General features: G+C 45.9%; 14 protein-coding genes. 7 read left to right on the forward strand and 7 right to left on the reverse strand.

Going from position 1 to position 13585, the window contains the following annotated elements; genetic code table 11:
* Positions 1–615: 615 nt before the first annotated feature.
* From grxB to BBC0178_RS06735, 4 genes are all read left to right on the forward strand, one after another.
* On the forward strand, positions 616–1266 hold the full coding sequence (grxB, locus tag BBC0178_RS06720; RefSeq protein ID WP_078039623.1) for a glutaredoxin 2: 651 nt from the start codon (positions 616–618) through the stop codon (positions 1264–1266).
* 20 nt (positions 1267–1286) lie between these two features.
* A complete protein-coding gene (locus BBC0178_RS06725) occupies positions 1287–1637 on the forward strand; it encodes a DMT family protein (RefSeq protein WP_078039624.1) in 351 nt (116 codons plus the stop codon).
* A gap of 80 nt (positions 1638–1717) precedes the next feature.
* Positions 1718–2929 carry an NADP-dependent isocitrate dehydrogenase gene (locus BBC0178_RS06730; RefSeq protein WP_077973559.1) on the forward strand — a complete coding sequence of 404 codons (1212 nt, stop codon included), beginning with the start codon at positions 1718–1720 and terminating at the stop codon, positions 2927–2929.
* 157 nt (positions 2930–3086) lie between these two features.
* Complete coding sequence (locus BBC0178_RS06735) at positions 3087–4544, forward strand: MFS transporter (protein WP_078039625.1); 1458 nt, start codon at positions 3087–3089, stop codon at positions 4542–4544.
* On the opposite strand, the gene cbiB is transcribed toward BBC0178_RS06735, so the two are convergent.
* The 4 genes from cbiB to cobA form a co-directional block, all read right to left on the reverse strand.
* On the reverse strand, positions 4503–5480 hold the full coding sequence (gene cbiB / locus BBC0178_RS06740) for an adenosylcobinamide-phosphate synthase CbiB (RefSeq protein WP_078040395.1): 978 nt from the start codon (positions 5478–5480) through the stop codon (positions 4503–4505). The genes BBC0178_RS06735 and cbiB overlap by 42 nt on opposite strands.
* Before the next feature lie 5 nt (positions 5481–5485).
* Positions 5486–6709, reverse strand: a complete 1224-nt coding sequence (locus BBC0178_RS06745) for an MFS transporter (protein WP_078039626.1) — start codon at positions 6707–6709, stop codon at positions 5486–5488.
* Positions 6710–6938: 229 nt separating this feature from the next.
* Entirely contained in the window at positions 6939–8237 is a 1299-nt protein-coding gene (locus tag BBC0178_RS06750; protein ID WP_078039627.1) for a cobyrinic acid a,c-diamide synthase CobB, read from the reverse strand.
* Positions 8234–9043 (reverse strand): uroporphyrinogen-III C-methyltransferase, encoded by an 810-nt coding sequence (gene cobA / locus BBC0178_RS06755; RefSeq protein ID WP_078039628.1) that lies wholly within the window; start codon positions 9041–9043, stop codon positions 8234–8236. Before cobA ends, BBC0178_RS06750 begins: the two co-directional genes overlap by 4 nt.
* A 117-nt stretch (positions 9044–9160) precedes the next feature.
* Between cobA and BBC0178_RS06760 the strand changes: the two genes are divergently transcribed.
* Together BBC0178_RS06760 and BBC0178_RS06765 are read left to right on the forward strand one after the other, a co-directional pair.
* Positions 9161–10264, forward strand: coding sequence for a cobalt-precorrin-5B (C(1))-methyltransferase (locus BBC0178_RS06760; RefSeq protein WP_078039629.1), 1104 nt, complete (start codon positions 9161–9163; stop codon positions 10262–10264).
* Positions 10251–11030, forward strand: a complete 780-nt coding sequence (locus BBC0178_RS06765; RefSeq protein ID WP_188317711.1) for a cobalt-precorrin-6A reductase — start codon at positions 10251–10253, stop codon at positions 11028–11030. Before BBC0178_RS06760 ends, BBC0178_RS06765 begins: the two co-directional genes overlap by 14 nt.
* Here the strand turns inward: BBC0178_RS06765 and cobM are convergent.
* The 3 genes from cobM to BBC0178_RS06780 are packed head-to-tail and all read right to left on the reverse strand — an operon-like array spanning position 10963 to position 12565.
* Positions 10963–11730: a precorrin-4 C(11)-methyltransferase gene (gene cobM, locus BBC0178_RS06770; protein WP_078039631.1), complete on the reverse strand. Its 768-nt coding sequence runs from the start codon at positions 11728–11730 to the stop codon at positions 10963–10965. The genes BBC0178_RS06765 and cobM overlap by 68 nt on opposite strands.
* An 8-nt stretch (positions 11731–11738) precedes the next feature.
* Positions 11739–12113: a cobalamin biosynthesis protein gene (locus BBC0178_RS06775; protein ID WP_149867439.1), complete on the reverse strand. Its 375-nt coding sequence runs from the start codon at positions 12111–12113 to the stop codon at positions 11739–11741.
* A 14-nt stretch (positions 12114–12127) separates the two neighbouring features.
* Positions 12128–12565, reverse strand: a complete 438-nt coding sequence (locus BBC0178_RS06780; protein WP_078039633.1) for a tellurite resistance TerB family protein — start codon at positions 12563–12565, stop codon at positions 12128–12130.
* 159 nt (positions 12566–12724) lie between these two features.
* Here BBC0178_RS06780 and BBC0178_RS06785 point away from each other — a divergent pair, with 159 nt between their 5' ends.
* A complete protein-coding gene (locus tag BBC0178_RS06785) occupies positions 12725–13513 on the forward strand; it encodes a TSUP family transporter (RefSeq protein WP_078039634.1) in 789 nt (262 codons plus the stop codon).
* Positions 13514–13585: the final 72 nt, after the last annotated feature.

The following is a 13585-nucleotide window of genomic DNA, read 5'->3' on the forward strand; positions in this document are numbered from 1 at the left end:
CCGGTATAATGCCAATTCAGTCCAGCATTATTCTTTGCTAATAATATAGTTCAATTAACTGAAATATGCAAATAAACCGACAAAAGCTATGAACCCGGATTAATTGCAAAGATAACAGGCCTATCAAAAAAATGTTTTATTGGTCGAGGCAATTCCAACTGAACGAAGTTAGACAAAAACAACAGTTTAGAGAGGCGGTCTCGTAACGCACAGTTTTAAACAGATCGGTTAAAACTAAGGAATTTCTACCCAATACATTCTTTGTATGAAATCCACGTCTTATAGTTTTCTATAAACGGATCATAGTAAGCTCACCATGTTTGCCATTTTTGAAAACAAGGATTTCCTGCTATCCTAAACCATTGACGCGATTGGCGAACGACCAGCCCTGATAATAGTCGGCTCTGATTGTTGCATTGACGAGAGTATTAAATTGACCGGAGTATTACATTAATGCGAAATCAGGCGCGTTATCCCTAAATCAAATCGCTCCTCTTCAATTTTACTTTTCTTTCCTAATCGGTCGTTTTGAGCTAAGGTTGGAGAAGATAACTTCAGTCCCGCAATGCTGCCCATATCACTGAGCGAACTCCTAGAGATGTAAGGAATTATTCGATGAAACTTTATTATTACGACCATTGCCCATTCTGTGTCCGTGCCAAGATGGTGGCCGGATATAAACAGGTTCCTGTTGAATATATCGTTTTACTGAATGATGATTCTGAAACATGTATGCGGCTTGTTCATAAAAAACAGGTGCCAATTCTGGAATTCGACGATGGTTCGGCCATGGTTGAAAGCTTGGACATTGCGCATAAATTTGATGAAATTGGCGAAAAAAGTCGGGTTGTTTCTCCGGCAACAGACATACAAAAAAAAGTCACTGACGAGCTTTCCGAGGTCTCTTCGGATATTAATGCATTGCTTTTCCCGCGAAATGTAAAAGCGTCTCTTCCGGAATTTGCTACAAAATCAGCCATTGAATATTTTCAAGGCAAAAAAGAAAAAAACCTTGGCAAATCATTCGATCAAGCGATGGCTGAAACAGCTGAACATAAAAAGAAGGTCGAAGACAAACTCGCAACTTTGTCTTTTCATCCGGATAATACCAATGAAAACTTGAGCTGGGATGATGTCATGATCTTTCCCACATTACGCAATCTGACGATTGTGAAAGATATCAAAATGCCGCAGCGACTTCAGGATTATGTCAAACATATTTCTGCTCTGACCGGCATACAGCTTTATTACGATCGCGCTTTATAAACTTTTTAAATCTACGACAAATGCAAATTTTACCCTTTATCGCGCCTATCGGCTTGTTGTTGTTATCAAATGTTTTCATGACCTTTGCCTGGTATGGGCATTTGAAATTCACCAACAAGCCGCTAATGATCGTCGTTATTGCAAGTTGGGGAATTGCATTTTTCGAATATTGCCTTGCCGTTCCCGCAAACCGGTTGGGACACACTGTATATAGCGCGGCCCAACTCAAAACGATTCAGGAAGTGATCACGCTTCTGATATTTTCCGGTTTTTCCATTCTTTATCTTGGTGAAAAACTGACGATAAACCATTTTGTCGGCTTTGCGCTTATTGTAAGCGGAGCCTACTTCATCTTCAAAGGTCCGTTATAATCTCGGTTTAGGGCTTTCCAGTTTGTGTTTGCGAATGTTATAACGGCAAAAATACCAAAATTATGGAAGAGGATTATCATATGGCAAAGATCAAGGTCGCAAATCCCGTCGTCGAACTCGACGGCGATGAGATGACACGCATTATTTGGCAATATATCAAGGAAAAATTGATCCATCCCTATCTCGATGTAGATCTGAAATATTATGATCTTTCGATAGAAAATCGTGATGCGACCAACGATCAGGTAACAACCGACGCCGCAAACGCAATCAAGAAATATGGTGTTGGCGTTAAATGTGCGACAATCACACCCGACGAAGCGCGCGTTAAAGAGTTCAACCTGAAAAAAATGTGGAAGTCGCCGAATGGTACAATCCGTAACATTCTTGGCGGCGTTATTTTCCGTGAGCCAATTATTTGCAAAAACGTTCCGCGACTCGTTCCGCACTGGACAAAGCCGATCATTATCGGCCGTCATGCTTTTGGTGACCAATATAAAGCAACAGATTTCAAATTCCCCGGCAAAGGCAAGCTGACAATCAAATTTGTCGGTGAAGACGGAACCGTTATTGAACATGACGTTTATGATGCACCGGGGGCCGGTGTTGCATTGGCCATGTATAACCTTGATGCATCAATCCGCGATTTTGCCCGTGCATCGTTCAATTATGGTTTGCAACGCAAAGTTCCGGTCTATCTTTCCACAAAGAATACCATTTTGAAGGCTTATGATGGCCGTTTCAAAGATATCTTTCAGGAAGTTTTCGATAAAGAATTCAAGTCTGAATTTGACAAATACCATCTCACTTACGAGCACCGTCTGATTGATGACATGGTGGCCTCGTCACTTAAATGGTCCGGTGGTTATGTCTGGGCATGTAAGAACTATGATGGTGATGTCCAATCCGATACAGTGGCTCAGGGTTTCGGCTCTTTGGGGCTCATGACCTCCGTTCTTATGACGCCGGATGGCAAAACAGTTGAAGCCGAAGCTGCACATGGAACAGTAACCCGCCACTATCGCCAATATCAGCGCGGCGAAGAAACATCGACCAACTCGATTGCTTCAATCTTTGCCTGGACTCGCGGTTTGGCGCACCGTGCAAAGCTCGACAACAATGACCAGTTGAAACACTTTGCCGATACACTTGAAAAAGTATGTGTCGACACGGTTGAATCCGGTTTCATGACAAAGGATCTTGCCCTGCTTATCGGACCGAACCAGAAATGGCTTTCAACAACAGGTTTTCTTGACAAAATTGCGGAAAATCTTGCCAAAGCACTTGCTTGAACGTTTCAAATTTGAAAAGCAAAAGCCCCGTTTCACACGGGGCTTTTTGTTTTGACCGGAACAAAAATTGCTGATCAAAGTTTCGTTTCTTGGCTCCACGGTCTTATGACGTTATTTAGAAGACCGACACTGATTCTAAAAATACATAGGGATAACGATGAATGATCAAGGCTGGTCAACACTTCTTTCAGGTAGAAACGGTGTCCGCTCTGTAACACTTGCAGGCGGGGTTGCTCTGCATGCGGTCAATGTCTATATTGTTGTCACTATTCTCCCTTCCCTTGTTGCCGATATTCACGGTGAACAATATTATTCGTGGGCAGCAACAATTTTTGTGACAGCATCGCTTATCGGTGCGTCGCTCGCAGCAAAATTGCTAGCCCGTTTCGGGCCTAAAACAGCTTACGTTCTTTCGGCACTCCTGTTTGCAGTTGGCACCCTTATCTGTAGTGTCGCTCCGACTATGGCAGCGTTCCTGTTTGGTCGGCTCATTCAAGGTTTCGGTGGCGGCTTTTTGTTGTCACTGTCCTATTCCATGGTCAGAATTGTATTCGACCCTGCCTTATGGCCACGTGCCATGGGGCTCATTTCCGGCATGTGGGGCATTTCAACATTACTTGGCCCCGCTATTGGCGGCATTTTTGCCGAATACAGCACTTGGCGTGCTTCATTCTGGACGGTTGGTATTCTGGCACTTTTATTTTCTGGCGTTGCACTTAAAGTTTTGCCTGCCTCGGCAAAACTTAAGAATGCTTCGGAACGGCTTCCTGTTATCCAACTTGCTGTTTTGACCGTTATGGTTCTTGTCATTTCCGCAAGCAGTGCGGTTGCCGACAACAACATTAAAATTGCCGGTATTATTATCGGTGCTATCCTGCTTTTAGTTCTTGGGATTATCGACAATCATTCTGAAAACAAAATGCTTCCCGAAGGTTCATTTTCTATTCAATCGATATTCCTGCCGCTTTACGGGCTGATGGTTATTATTTCGGTCGCTGTAAACGGTGCGGAGCTTTATCTTCCCCTGTTTCTTCAGGAACTTCACGGGCGTGGACCACTTGTTGCAGGCTATATTGCCGCGCTTATGAGCATCGGCTGGACTTGTGGTTCATTGCCAAGTGCCGGAGCCGCTCCAAAAATTGTGCGCAAAATCATCATTCTCGCGCCCGTGATTGATATGCTCGGAATGGCAACATTGTTTTATTTCATCCCCTCCGAAATGCAATCATCGGGATTTCTTATTTCGATTTGTATTGCCCTTTTTCTGATCGGTGTCGGGGCTGGAACATCGTGGCCGCATTTGCTTACCCGCGTTTTACAATGCGCTTCCGATAAAGACGCCACGCGTGCCAGTGCATCTCTCACAACAATCCAATTGTTTTCAACGGCTTTAAGCGCAGCACTTGCCGGAAGCATTACCAATCTTGCCGGATTATTTGATCCGGGTGGTGTCAGCGGTATGATTGCGGCTTCCAAAGTACTGTTTATCTTTCTGATTATTATATTGCTACTTGCTGTACCGCTCGCCTTTATTATTTCGCGCGATATGCTCAACCGTCCCGATGGAAAACATTCAAACAACCAAAGCGATCAGAAACAGCACCAGAATAATTAAAAATAACACATCCATCGAACGCTTGAAGAGCCGGATAGCACGATAAATATCGGCGGGACCGGCCATTTTCCCGCTATCATTCTGGAAAGGTTCATCAACGGCTTTGCCTGAATAGATTCTCGGTCCCAAAAGCTTGACATCAAGGGCGCCTGCAAAGGCGCATTCGGGAAAACCGGCATTGGGCGAATGATGGTGCCTCGCATCTTTTTTCACCACTTCGAGTGCTTTTGCTGCAGCTTTCCAATTGATAAAAAGTCCGGATGTCAGGATAACGATAAACGCTGTCAATCTTGCCGGTATAAAATTGACAACATCGTCAAGTCGTGCCGAAGCCCAGCCGAAATCCTTGAAGCGCTCATTCTTATAGCCGATCATCGAGTCGGCAGTGTTCACCAATTTATAACAAAAAAGGCCGGGAAGACCGAGAACAAGATACCAGAATACAGGTGCCACAACGCCATCAGAGCTATTTTCGGCGAGGCTTTCGATAGCTGCACGGCAAACCGCACTTTCATCGAGATTTTTTGTTTCCCGCCCGACGATGAGCGAAACAGCATCTCTCGCTTCAACAAGCGAACCTTGTTTGAACGCTTTTTCCACTTTACCAACGTGATCAACCAGGCTTTTTTGAGCAATAAATATGGAGGCAACCAGCGCCTCAATGACTATCCCTGCGAACCCCAATCCGAACAAAAACTTATGAATAAAAAGGCCAACAAAAAAGCTTGCGGTTAACAAGACGAGAAGAGCATCGAGGCCACACCATTTCCTGAGACGGGGCGACATCGACTTTCTGTTATATCTTGTTTCAAACCACTTTATCCCTGCCCCGAAAGCCGCTACCGGATGAGGGAGCTTGCGCCATATCCAGTCGGGGTCGCCGATTGAACGATCAATCAGGAGCGCCAATAAAAGGATAAAACAGAGACGCTCCACCGGTGTCACACCTGTTTTTGTGCTTTGGCCTGATCACGCTTATCGACGTACCACGATGCTGCAAAGATCAACACACCGCAAAATGTAAGACACCCGCCCAAAATCGCCGTATCCTGATAACCAAAGCCTAGGCGCAAAATTTCTGCACCCGATTCAGCACCCAAAGCATTGGCAACATTGTAGGCCGATTGCATCAGTGCTCCGGCGAGTGTCTGGGCGTTGGCTGCAACATCCATCACGCGCGCCTGAACTGACGGCATACTGGCAAAAGATGTACCAATCAAAAAACAACCGATCGCAGCCGTAATGCCGGAGTGACAGAGGAAGAAAAACAGAAAGAATGTAATTGTACTCCAAAGCATTGCATAAAATATCATCTTCATCGGACCAATTTTCACCGCTATTTTTGGTCCGAAGATGTTTCCTGTTACCATGCCAAGGCCGATAAGCGGCATGATAAACGGTACCCAGGCAATTGAAACACCGGAAACGACAGTCAAAGTCGATTTGATGTAGCTGAATACAGTAAAGAGACCTGCTGTGCCAATGGCTACCATTGCCAGCATGAACCAGACCTGCTTTTCTTTTAAAGCGCTAAGTTCGGTAAGTGGACTTGTACCCAATGCCGTTGGCAAACTGGGCAAAAACAAAAATACCAAAATAGCACAAAAAGCACCGATGCTGCCGACCAGCACAAAAGCCATTTGCCAACCAAGTTGCTGACCGAGCCAGGTTGCAAAAGGTGCGCCAACAACAGTCGCAATTGTAAGCCCCAGCATCACCGCACCGATCGCCTTGGGACGATTTTTCATCTCCACCATGGAAGAAGCGGCAATAGAGGCAACACCGAAATAGATGCCGTGCGGCAAACCGCTCATGAATCGTAAGCCAACCAGCGCGTGAAAGCTCGTCACACAGGCACTCGCAATATTGGCAAAAGCATAAAACAGCATCAGAGCAATCAGAACATATTTCCGCGGAAATTTTGCAGTTGCTACAGCCAGAACCGGTGCACCAACAACAACCCCCATTGCATAGGCCGAAATATATTGGCCGGCGGTCGGTATATCGACTCCCGAACTTTTGGCCATTTCCGGTTGCAGCCCCATTGAAACAAATTCTGATGTACCGATTGCGAAGGCGCCGACAGCAAGAGCAAGTATGCTGATACGGCGTGTTCTTGCGTTAACCGCGGAAGCAACATTGAGCTTATCAATTTCATATTTCATAATTAACGGACGAATCCCTGAATGCGGTAGTTTTTCAATTATCCGGTTTTGCCATTTCACATCATATTAGTGCAAGAAAATATCTTCCAATTTCAATATGTTCACGGCAGTTTGTATTGAAGTCTTTTGCCTTAACTGCTCTTCCGATAGAAAACTGAATGGCTAACCTTTTAGCGAAATTGCAATAAATGCATGTAGTTTTAACTACATCCACAATTTCCGATTTTTTTCAACCTTCAATATCTATCAAATGAATAAACGAGCCGGCAACATTGTTTATTCTCATTCCCCTTGTACCTAAAGAATTGTCGAGCGCATCATAGGCTTTAAAAAGCGGTATATCGACCTTTTCATCTACAATGGAGGCATAATGGAATTCGTGCCCTCGAAAGCGGTTTTTTCCAAAAAACGCCCCTTCCGGAACCAGACGGCGATAGCCTAAATGCAGTTTCTTCTGTTTGAAGCTGGTATTCAATGGCAAAAGACCAAGCATCAGGTGTTTAACCCCTTCGCTATCTTCCAATGTTTCCCCCAAGGTCATATAACCACCGCATTCGCCATAAATGGTTTTTCCGGCTGTTGCCATATCAACCATGGCTTTTTTGAATTTATCCGCTGCCGCCAGTTTTCCGGCAAAAAGTTCCGGATAACCACCACATAAATAAATGCTGTCACAATCTTTATCCGGCACCTCATTCGCCAAAGGCGAAAAGAATGTGATTTCGGCACCGGCTTTTCTCCAACCATCAAGCAGGTGTGGATAAGAAAAGCGGAAAGCATCATCACGGCTCACCGCAATACGCTGTCCAAGTGGCGGAATATGATCAATCGTAGCACTAGTAACTTTCACCCGATTTGAAGTCGATAATGTGATCATCGCCTCGAGATCAACGCTTGCCTTAATGATTTCTGCTGCTTTTCCGATAAAGTGATAAAGATCGGTTCTTTCCGAAGCTTGAACCAAACCCAAATGACGTGAGGGGAGTGTCAGCGCTTCATTCCTGTAGACCGCACCAACCACCGGTATATCAAGCGGTTGCAAGGCCGCCCGAAGCATAGCTTCATGTCGGGGACTTCCAATTTTATTCAGAATAATTCCGGCAAAGCGCAATTCCGGCATAAACTCGGCAAAGCCTTTGACAAGTGCCGCAACCGAATGTGATTGGCTTGTCACATCGACAACAAAAAATACCGGCAAATCCAACAATCGGGCAAGTTCGGCAGACGACCCCTTGCCGTTAATGGCGCCATCATAAAGCCCCATCATACCTTCGACCACAAAAAACTTCTGCTCCGAAGTGTCGGTAAAATTGATATTTCTTATGAGCGCGTCGCGCATTGCCCAACAATCGAGATTGTAACTATCCTCGCCTGTTGCCGCTTTATGAAATGCCGGATCAATAAAGTCCGGCCCCGCTTTTCGGGGAGCAACGGCTAACCCCACTTCTTTCAAAGCGCGCATCAATGCCAGAGTGATAACAGTTTTACCGGCTCCCGAATTGGCAGCGCTCACCATAAAGCCATTCATAATGATCTGTTATCCAATTCGTCTCTAACAATTTCCGGCGAGAGTTTATCAGCAAGCGAAACAACTTTACCCACGACAACAATCGTCGGTGGTTCGATATTATGCTCTTTGATTATTTGTTTTATATGGCCGAGTTCGGTTTTATAAATCCGCTGATTGGAGGTGGTCGCATGCGTGATAAACATAACCGGCTCGTCACTTTTGCGCCCGCCTTTCATAAGGTCATCGGCAATTTCATCAATATGTTTCATCGCCATATAAAACACAAGAACCGGTGCAGCGCGCGAAATTGCTTTCCAGTCAAAAGATTTGGGAACTGTTCCGTCAGCATCATGACCGGTTAAAAACAATACACTATGATTGACCGAACGATGCGTTACCGGAACACCTGCATAGGCAGGCCCTGCTATTCCTGCTGTTATTCCGGGAAAAACGCGAAAGGGAATATGCGCCTCTATCAAGGCAAGCGCTTCTTCACCACCACGCCCGAAAACAAAAGGATCGCCGCCTTTCAAACGCAAAACCCGTTTTCCTTCTCTGGCAAGGCAAATCATGCGGTCGGTAATTTCTTGCTGTTTAAGCGAGGGTTTGCCACCGCGTTTTCCGGCAAATTCTAAAATTGCGCCTTGTTTTGCAAGCTTGAGGCACGAATGATCGACCAGCGCATCATAAAGGATGTGGTCTGCCTGTTTGAGTGCATTGACACAATGGAGCGTAAGAAGTCCGGGATCACCTGGCCCCGCGCCCACCAACCACACATGCCCCGCAATGAACTGTGGCAATTTGAATGGCAAATCTGCCGTCATTTCGGGTCCTTTTGATGGTAAAATCTATAGAAATCAAGAATCAATGCATTATATGTGTTATCTATTGTGCAGTTTCCAACCACTGTAAACGTTTAATTTTCAAGAAATATTGTCAAAATGGCAGATCTGCAAAGCACATTGAAACGCAAACCGGAAGGTCCCCTTCGCTTGGGCTGGACAACAGGCGCCTGCGCTACCGCTGCAACCAAGGCAGCGCTCACTGCTCTCATAACCGGTGCTTTTCCCGATCCCGTGGAGATAAGATTGCCAAGGGGGCAAATGCCGCAATTTGCGCTATCTGTCAAAACTCTTGGAGAAAATCAGGCAACAGCAGGAATTATCAAAGATGCAGGTGATGATCCCGATGTAACAGACAAGGCGACCATTATTGCAACTGTCACTCCTGCCCGTCCAAACAGTGGAATTATATTCAAAGCAGGAAAAGGTGTTGGAACTGTTACAAGACCGGGTTTGCCGCTTGATGTCGGGGAAGCGGCCATCAACCCCGTTCCGCGCCGGATGATGAGCGAGGTTTGCAAGGAAATTTGTGACAAATATTCTTTTCCGCAAGACCTGGTCATTACAATTTCAGTGCCGGATGGCGAAAATATCGCGCTCAAAACATGGAATCCGCGCCTTGGCATTTTGGGCGGCATTTCCATTCTCGGCACTACCGGTATTGTTCATCCGTTCTCATGCTCGGCATGGATTCATTCTATTCATAGCGGTATTGATGTTGCACGTGCGGAAGGGGCAAGCCATGTTCTTGGTGCAACCGGCGCAACTTCGGAAGATGCCGCACAGGCAATCTACCATCTTCCCGACTATGCTATATTGGATATGGGAGACTTTGTCGGTGCCGTGTTAAAATATTTGCGTCACCACCCGATTGATAAACTGACAATTGCAGGTGGTTTTGCAAAACTCACAAAACTCGCGCAAGGCGAAATGGACCTTCATTCTTCCCGCTCCCAAGTCGACAAGACATTTTTGTGGACTATTGCAAAGAATGCCGGCTTAAACCAATCTTTCAAGCACTTCATCGAAAATGCGAACACTGCAAAAGAAGTGCTTGATATTGCTACAAAAGAAGGAATTGATATTGCTACCCCTATTGCGCTTCAGGCAAAACATGTTGCTGAAGAAACATTAAGGAGTGCGCTGGTTACTGTCGAAATCATTGTGACCGACAGGAAGGGAAATATTCTTGCGAGAAAGTAGGACAGTTTTATTATTGGGTGGCACCAGCGAAGCCTATGCTCTCGCAGAAAAATTTGCCGAAAAGGACTATCCTGTTCTTTCGTCTCTCGCTGGCCGCACATCGCATCCGAAAATTCCCGCGGGGCGATACCGCATTGGCGGGTTTGGCGGCATTGACGGGCTTATCAATACAATCAAAAAGGAAAATATAGGGCTTATCGTTGACGCAACCCATCCTTTCGCTGAAACTATGACCGATCATGCTTGGCGGGCAGCGCGCGCAGAAAAAATCGATTATATCCGGTTCGAGCGTCCGCTCTGGCAAGCGGGTAAAGAAGACAAGTGGCTGACGGTGAATAATATTGAGGAAGCCGTCGCTGCTGTTCCTGCAAATAGCCGCTGCTTTCTTGCCATCGGGCGCCAACACGTCAATGAATTTCTTGTGCGCAAAGATGTTTCATTTGTCGCGCGTATGGTCGAGCAACCGGAAAATTTTGTTCCCGAAGCCAATATAGAAATTGTGCTTGGTAAACCGGAAAATGAAAAAGAAGAATATGACTTTCTCGTCAACCATCATTTTGATTGTCTCGTGTGCAGAAATTCCGGAGGTTCAGCATCTTTTCCAAAGTTGGAGGCTGCTCGCAAACTCGGCCTTCCGGTGATTATGATCACCAGAAAGCCCCTGCCCGATGTCGTCATATTAAGTGCGGAAAAAGATGTTATCGACGTGGTGCGGACGTTTTGCCAAGCGGACCGTGCGGAAAAGCATAAAGAGACGAACGGCTAAGCTTTTCCGGCCGCAGCGCTTTCCCGACAAAGATGATTGCGGTTTTTTCTATTTTTTCTTGCGCTATCTTTTCATGAATATCGGCCAATGTGCCTGAAATGATTTTTTCGTCCGGCCAGCTTACGTGATAGGCAACAATGACGGGGCAATCGGACCCGTAAATCGGCAATAATTCTTTCCGGATGGCAGCAATATTTTTTGCCGAAAGATGGATTGCCATTGTCGCTTTTGCTTGTCCGAGATTTGACAATGTCTCAAGTTCCGGCATGGGTGACGAATTGACTGATGTCCGTGTCAAAATGACCGATTGGTTTAGCTTTGGAAGTGTCAATTCCTGCTTCATGGCTGCCGCTGCCGCCGCATAGGAAGCAACCCCCGGCACCACCTCGTAATTGACTGCAAGCTTGTCGAGCGCTGCCATCTGTTCGGCAATTGCGCTATAGATCGAAGGGTCGCCGGAATGAAGCCTTGCAACATCCTTTCCTTCTTTTTCCGCTTTGACAAACTCTTCGACAATGGCATCAAGATCAAGATGACCGGTATTGACGCGTCGCGCTTCCTGAGGAATTTCGGCAATCAATTCTTCCGAAAGAAGCGAGCCGGCATAAAGGCAGACCGGACAACGTTTTATGAGATTAAGCCCACGCACTGTAATGAGATCATATGCTCCCGGACCTGCGCCGATAAAATATACTGTCATTCTTCCTTCTATCCTGCAACAGCAATGGTGAGCCCACCAATTTTTGTCTTTTCAACGAGCAAGATACCACCTTTACCTGAAGCCGCCAAAGCCGCCGCTTCCGCAACGCCATGGCAGCCCTTATGTTGAAAAACAATATCGGAAGGGTTCTTCAGAAAGCAAGTCATTGTCTCCAACTCTTCTGATGAAAATGTAACGAGAGGAACAGCAAGGCGTTGCAAAGCAAGTAAAATAAGGCTGTTGGATTCTTTACCTTCAAGCGTTGAAAAAACCGCAATATTCCACTTTTCCAGAAATTCGAGCGCCTTTTCCATGTCGCCCGTTGTGGCAGATGACGAAATGCCTATGCCAACAAAAACCGGCATAGAGCTTGATATGACCATATCCGTTTTTGCCTTCAAGCGCGTCCTTTGACGGTGTTATAAATCCGCTCCACCTCTTGCGAGGGAACACCGAGAATGGCTGCTATCCGATGGATGAGTGCAACTTCATCCGCATCGACATGATTATCGGCAGCCGCAATCGTCATCAAATTTTCGATAAGTGCAATACGCCGATCCGGCGCCAATTCGCCAAAGAGAGCTGCAGCCTGACCGGTTGTTGTTTCATAGCCATAATCATAAAGATATTGGATGACATCCGGCAAAGCATCGGGAGATACACCGAATTGTTGTTCGGCAATTTTTGAAAAAGCGGCAGTTTCGCTTGGGGTATGTTTACCATCGGCAAAACCCAAATGGATGAGCAAGAGAAGCTCGGCCGCTGTTGCCGGATTTTCGGCCACTTTACGAACCGAATTATGACGGGAAAAATAATTTGCTATGCTGTCAAACATGCGAAACTCCGCTTCTTGCCACGTTAGGAGAGCTGAACTAAAAGCAGAGCTTGCCAATATTGCACAAAAAACACAAGTGCATGAATGCAACGTTTGACGTTTCTTTATCGAAATTATTCTATTATTCCTTATTCTATTCTGTTCAGGTAATATTCGCCAATGCTGGAATTCCTTTTTGACCCGACTGTCCTGATTTTGATTTTTGCCGGTTTGCTTGCCGGTTTTATAGATTCGATTGCCGGTGGCGGTGGCCTTATCACCATCCCTGCCCTGATGCTTTCAGGCCTTCCGCCAGTCGAAACATTGGGTACAAACAAGTTGCAGGGTCTTTTCGGTTCATTTTCTGCAATGGTGGCCTATGCCCGTGGTGGACAAGTCAATATAAGGAAACAAATCCTCCAAGCCACTATGGCCTTTATCGGAAGTGTTATCGGCGCATTGGTTGCGACCCTCATTCCTGTCAAATTATTTCAGGCGTTCCTGCCCGTTCTGCTCATTATTGTCGCCTGTTATTTCGCATTCAAGCCGAACCTCAACGACATTGATAAACAGGAGCGGATGCGGCCAATCATCTTTTCGCTGACTATGGCGCCACTTGTCGGCTTTTACGACGGCATATTCGGTCCGGGTGCCGGCTCTTTTTATATGCTGGCCTTTGTTTCTTTGTCAGGGTTTGGAATTCTCAAAGCGACAGCCCATACGAAACTGTTGAACTTTTCATCCAATCTCGGCGGTTTTTTAACCTTTGCTGTCATGGGCTCGATCAATGTAAAAATCGGCATTGCTATGGGAATCGCACAATTTATCGGAGCACAATTGGGTGCGCGCGTCGCCATGAAAACCGGTGCCAAGCTCATAAAACCGCTATTGGTCATTGTATGCGTTATTCTTGCCTATAAACTCTTGGAAGCTCATGACAATCCGCTACGGCAATGGCTGAACTTCTGAGAGTTAAAGCCTCTCCATCAGAATATCATCATGGAGCTTAAAAAAACCGGTTTGCACAAAGTTACCGAACCG

Origin of the sequence: Ditibartonella apihabitans, assembly GCF_002007485.1 — a bacterium.
In the GTDB taxonomy this organism is placed as follows: Bacteria; Pseudomonadota; Alphaproteobacteria; order Rhizobiales; family Rhizobiaceae; genus Bartonella; species Bartonella apihabitans.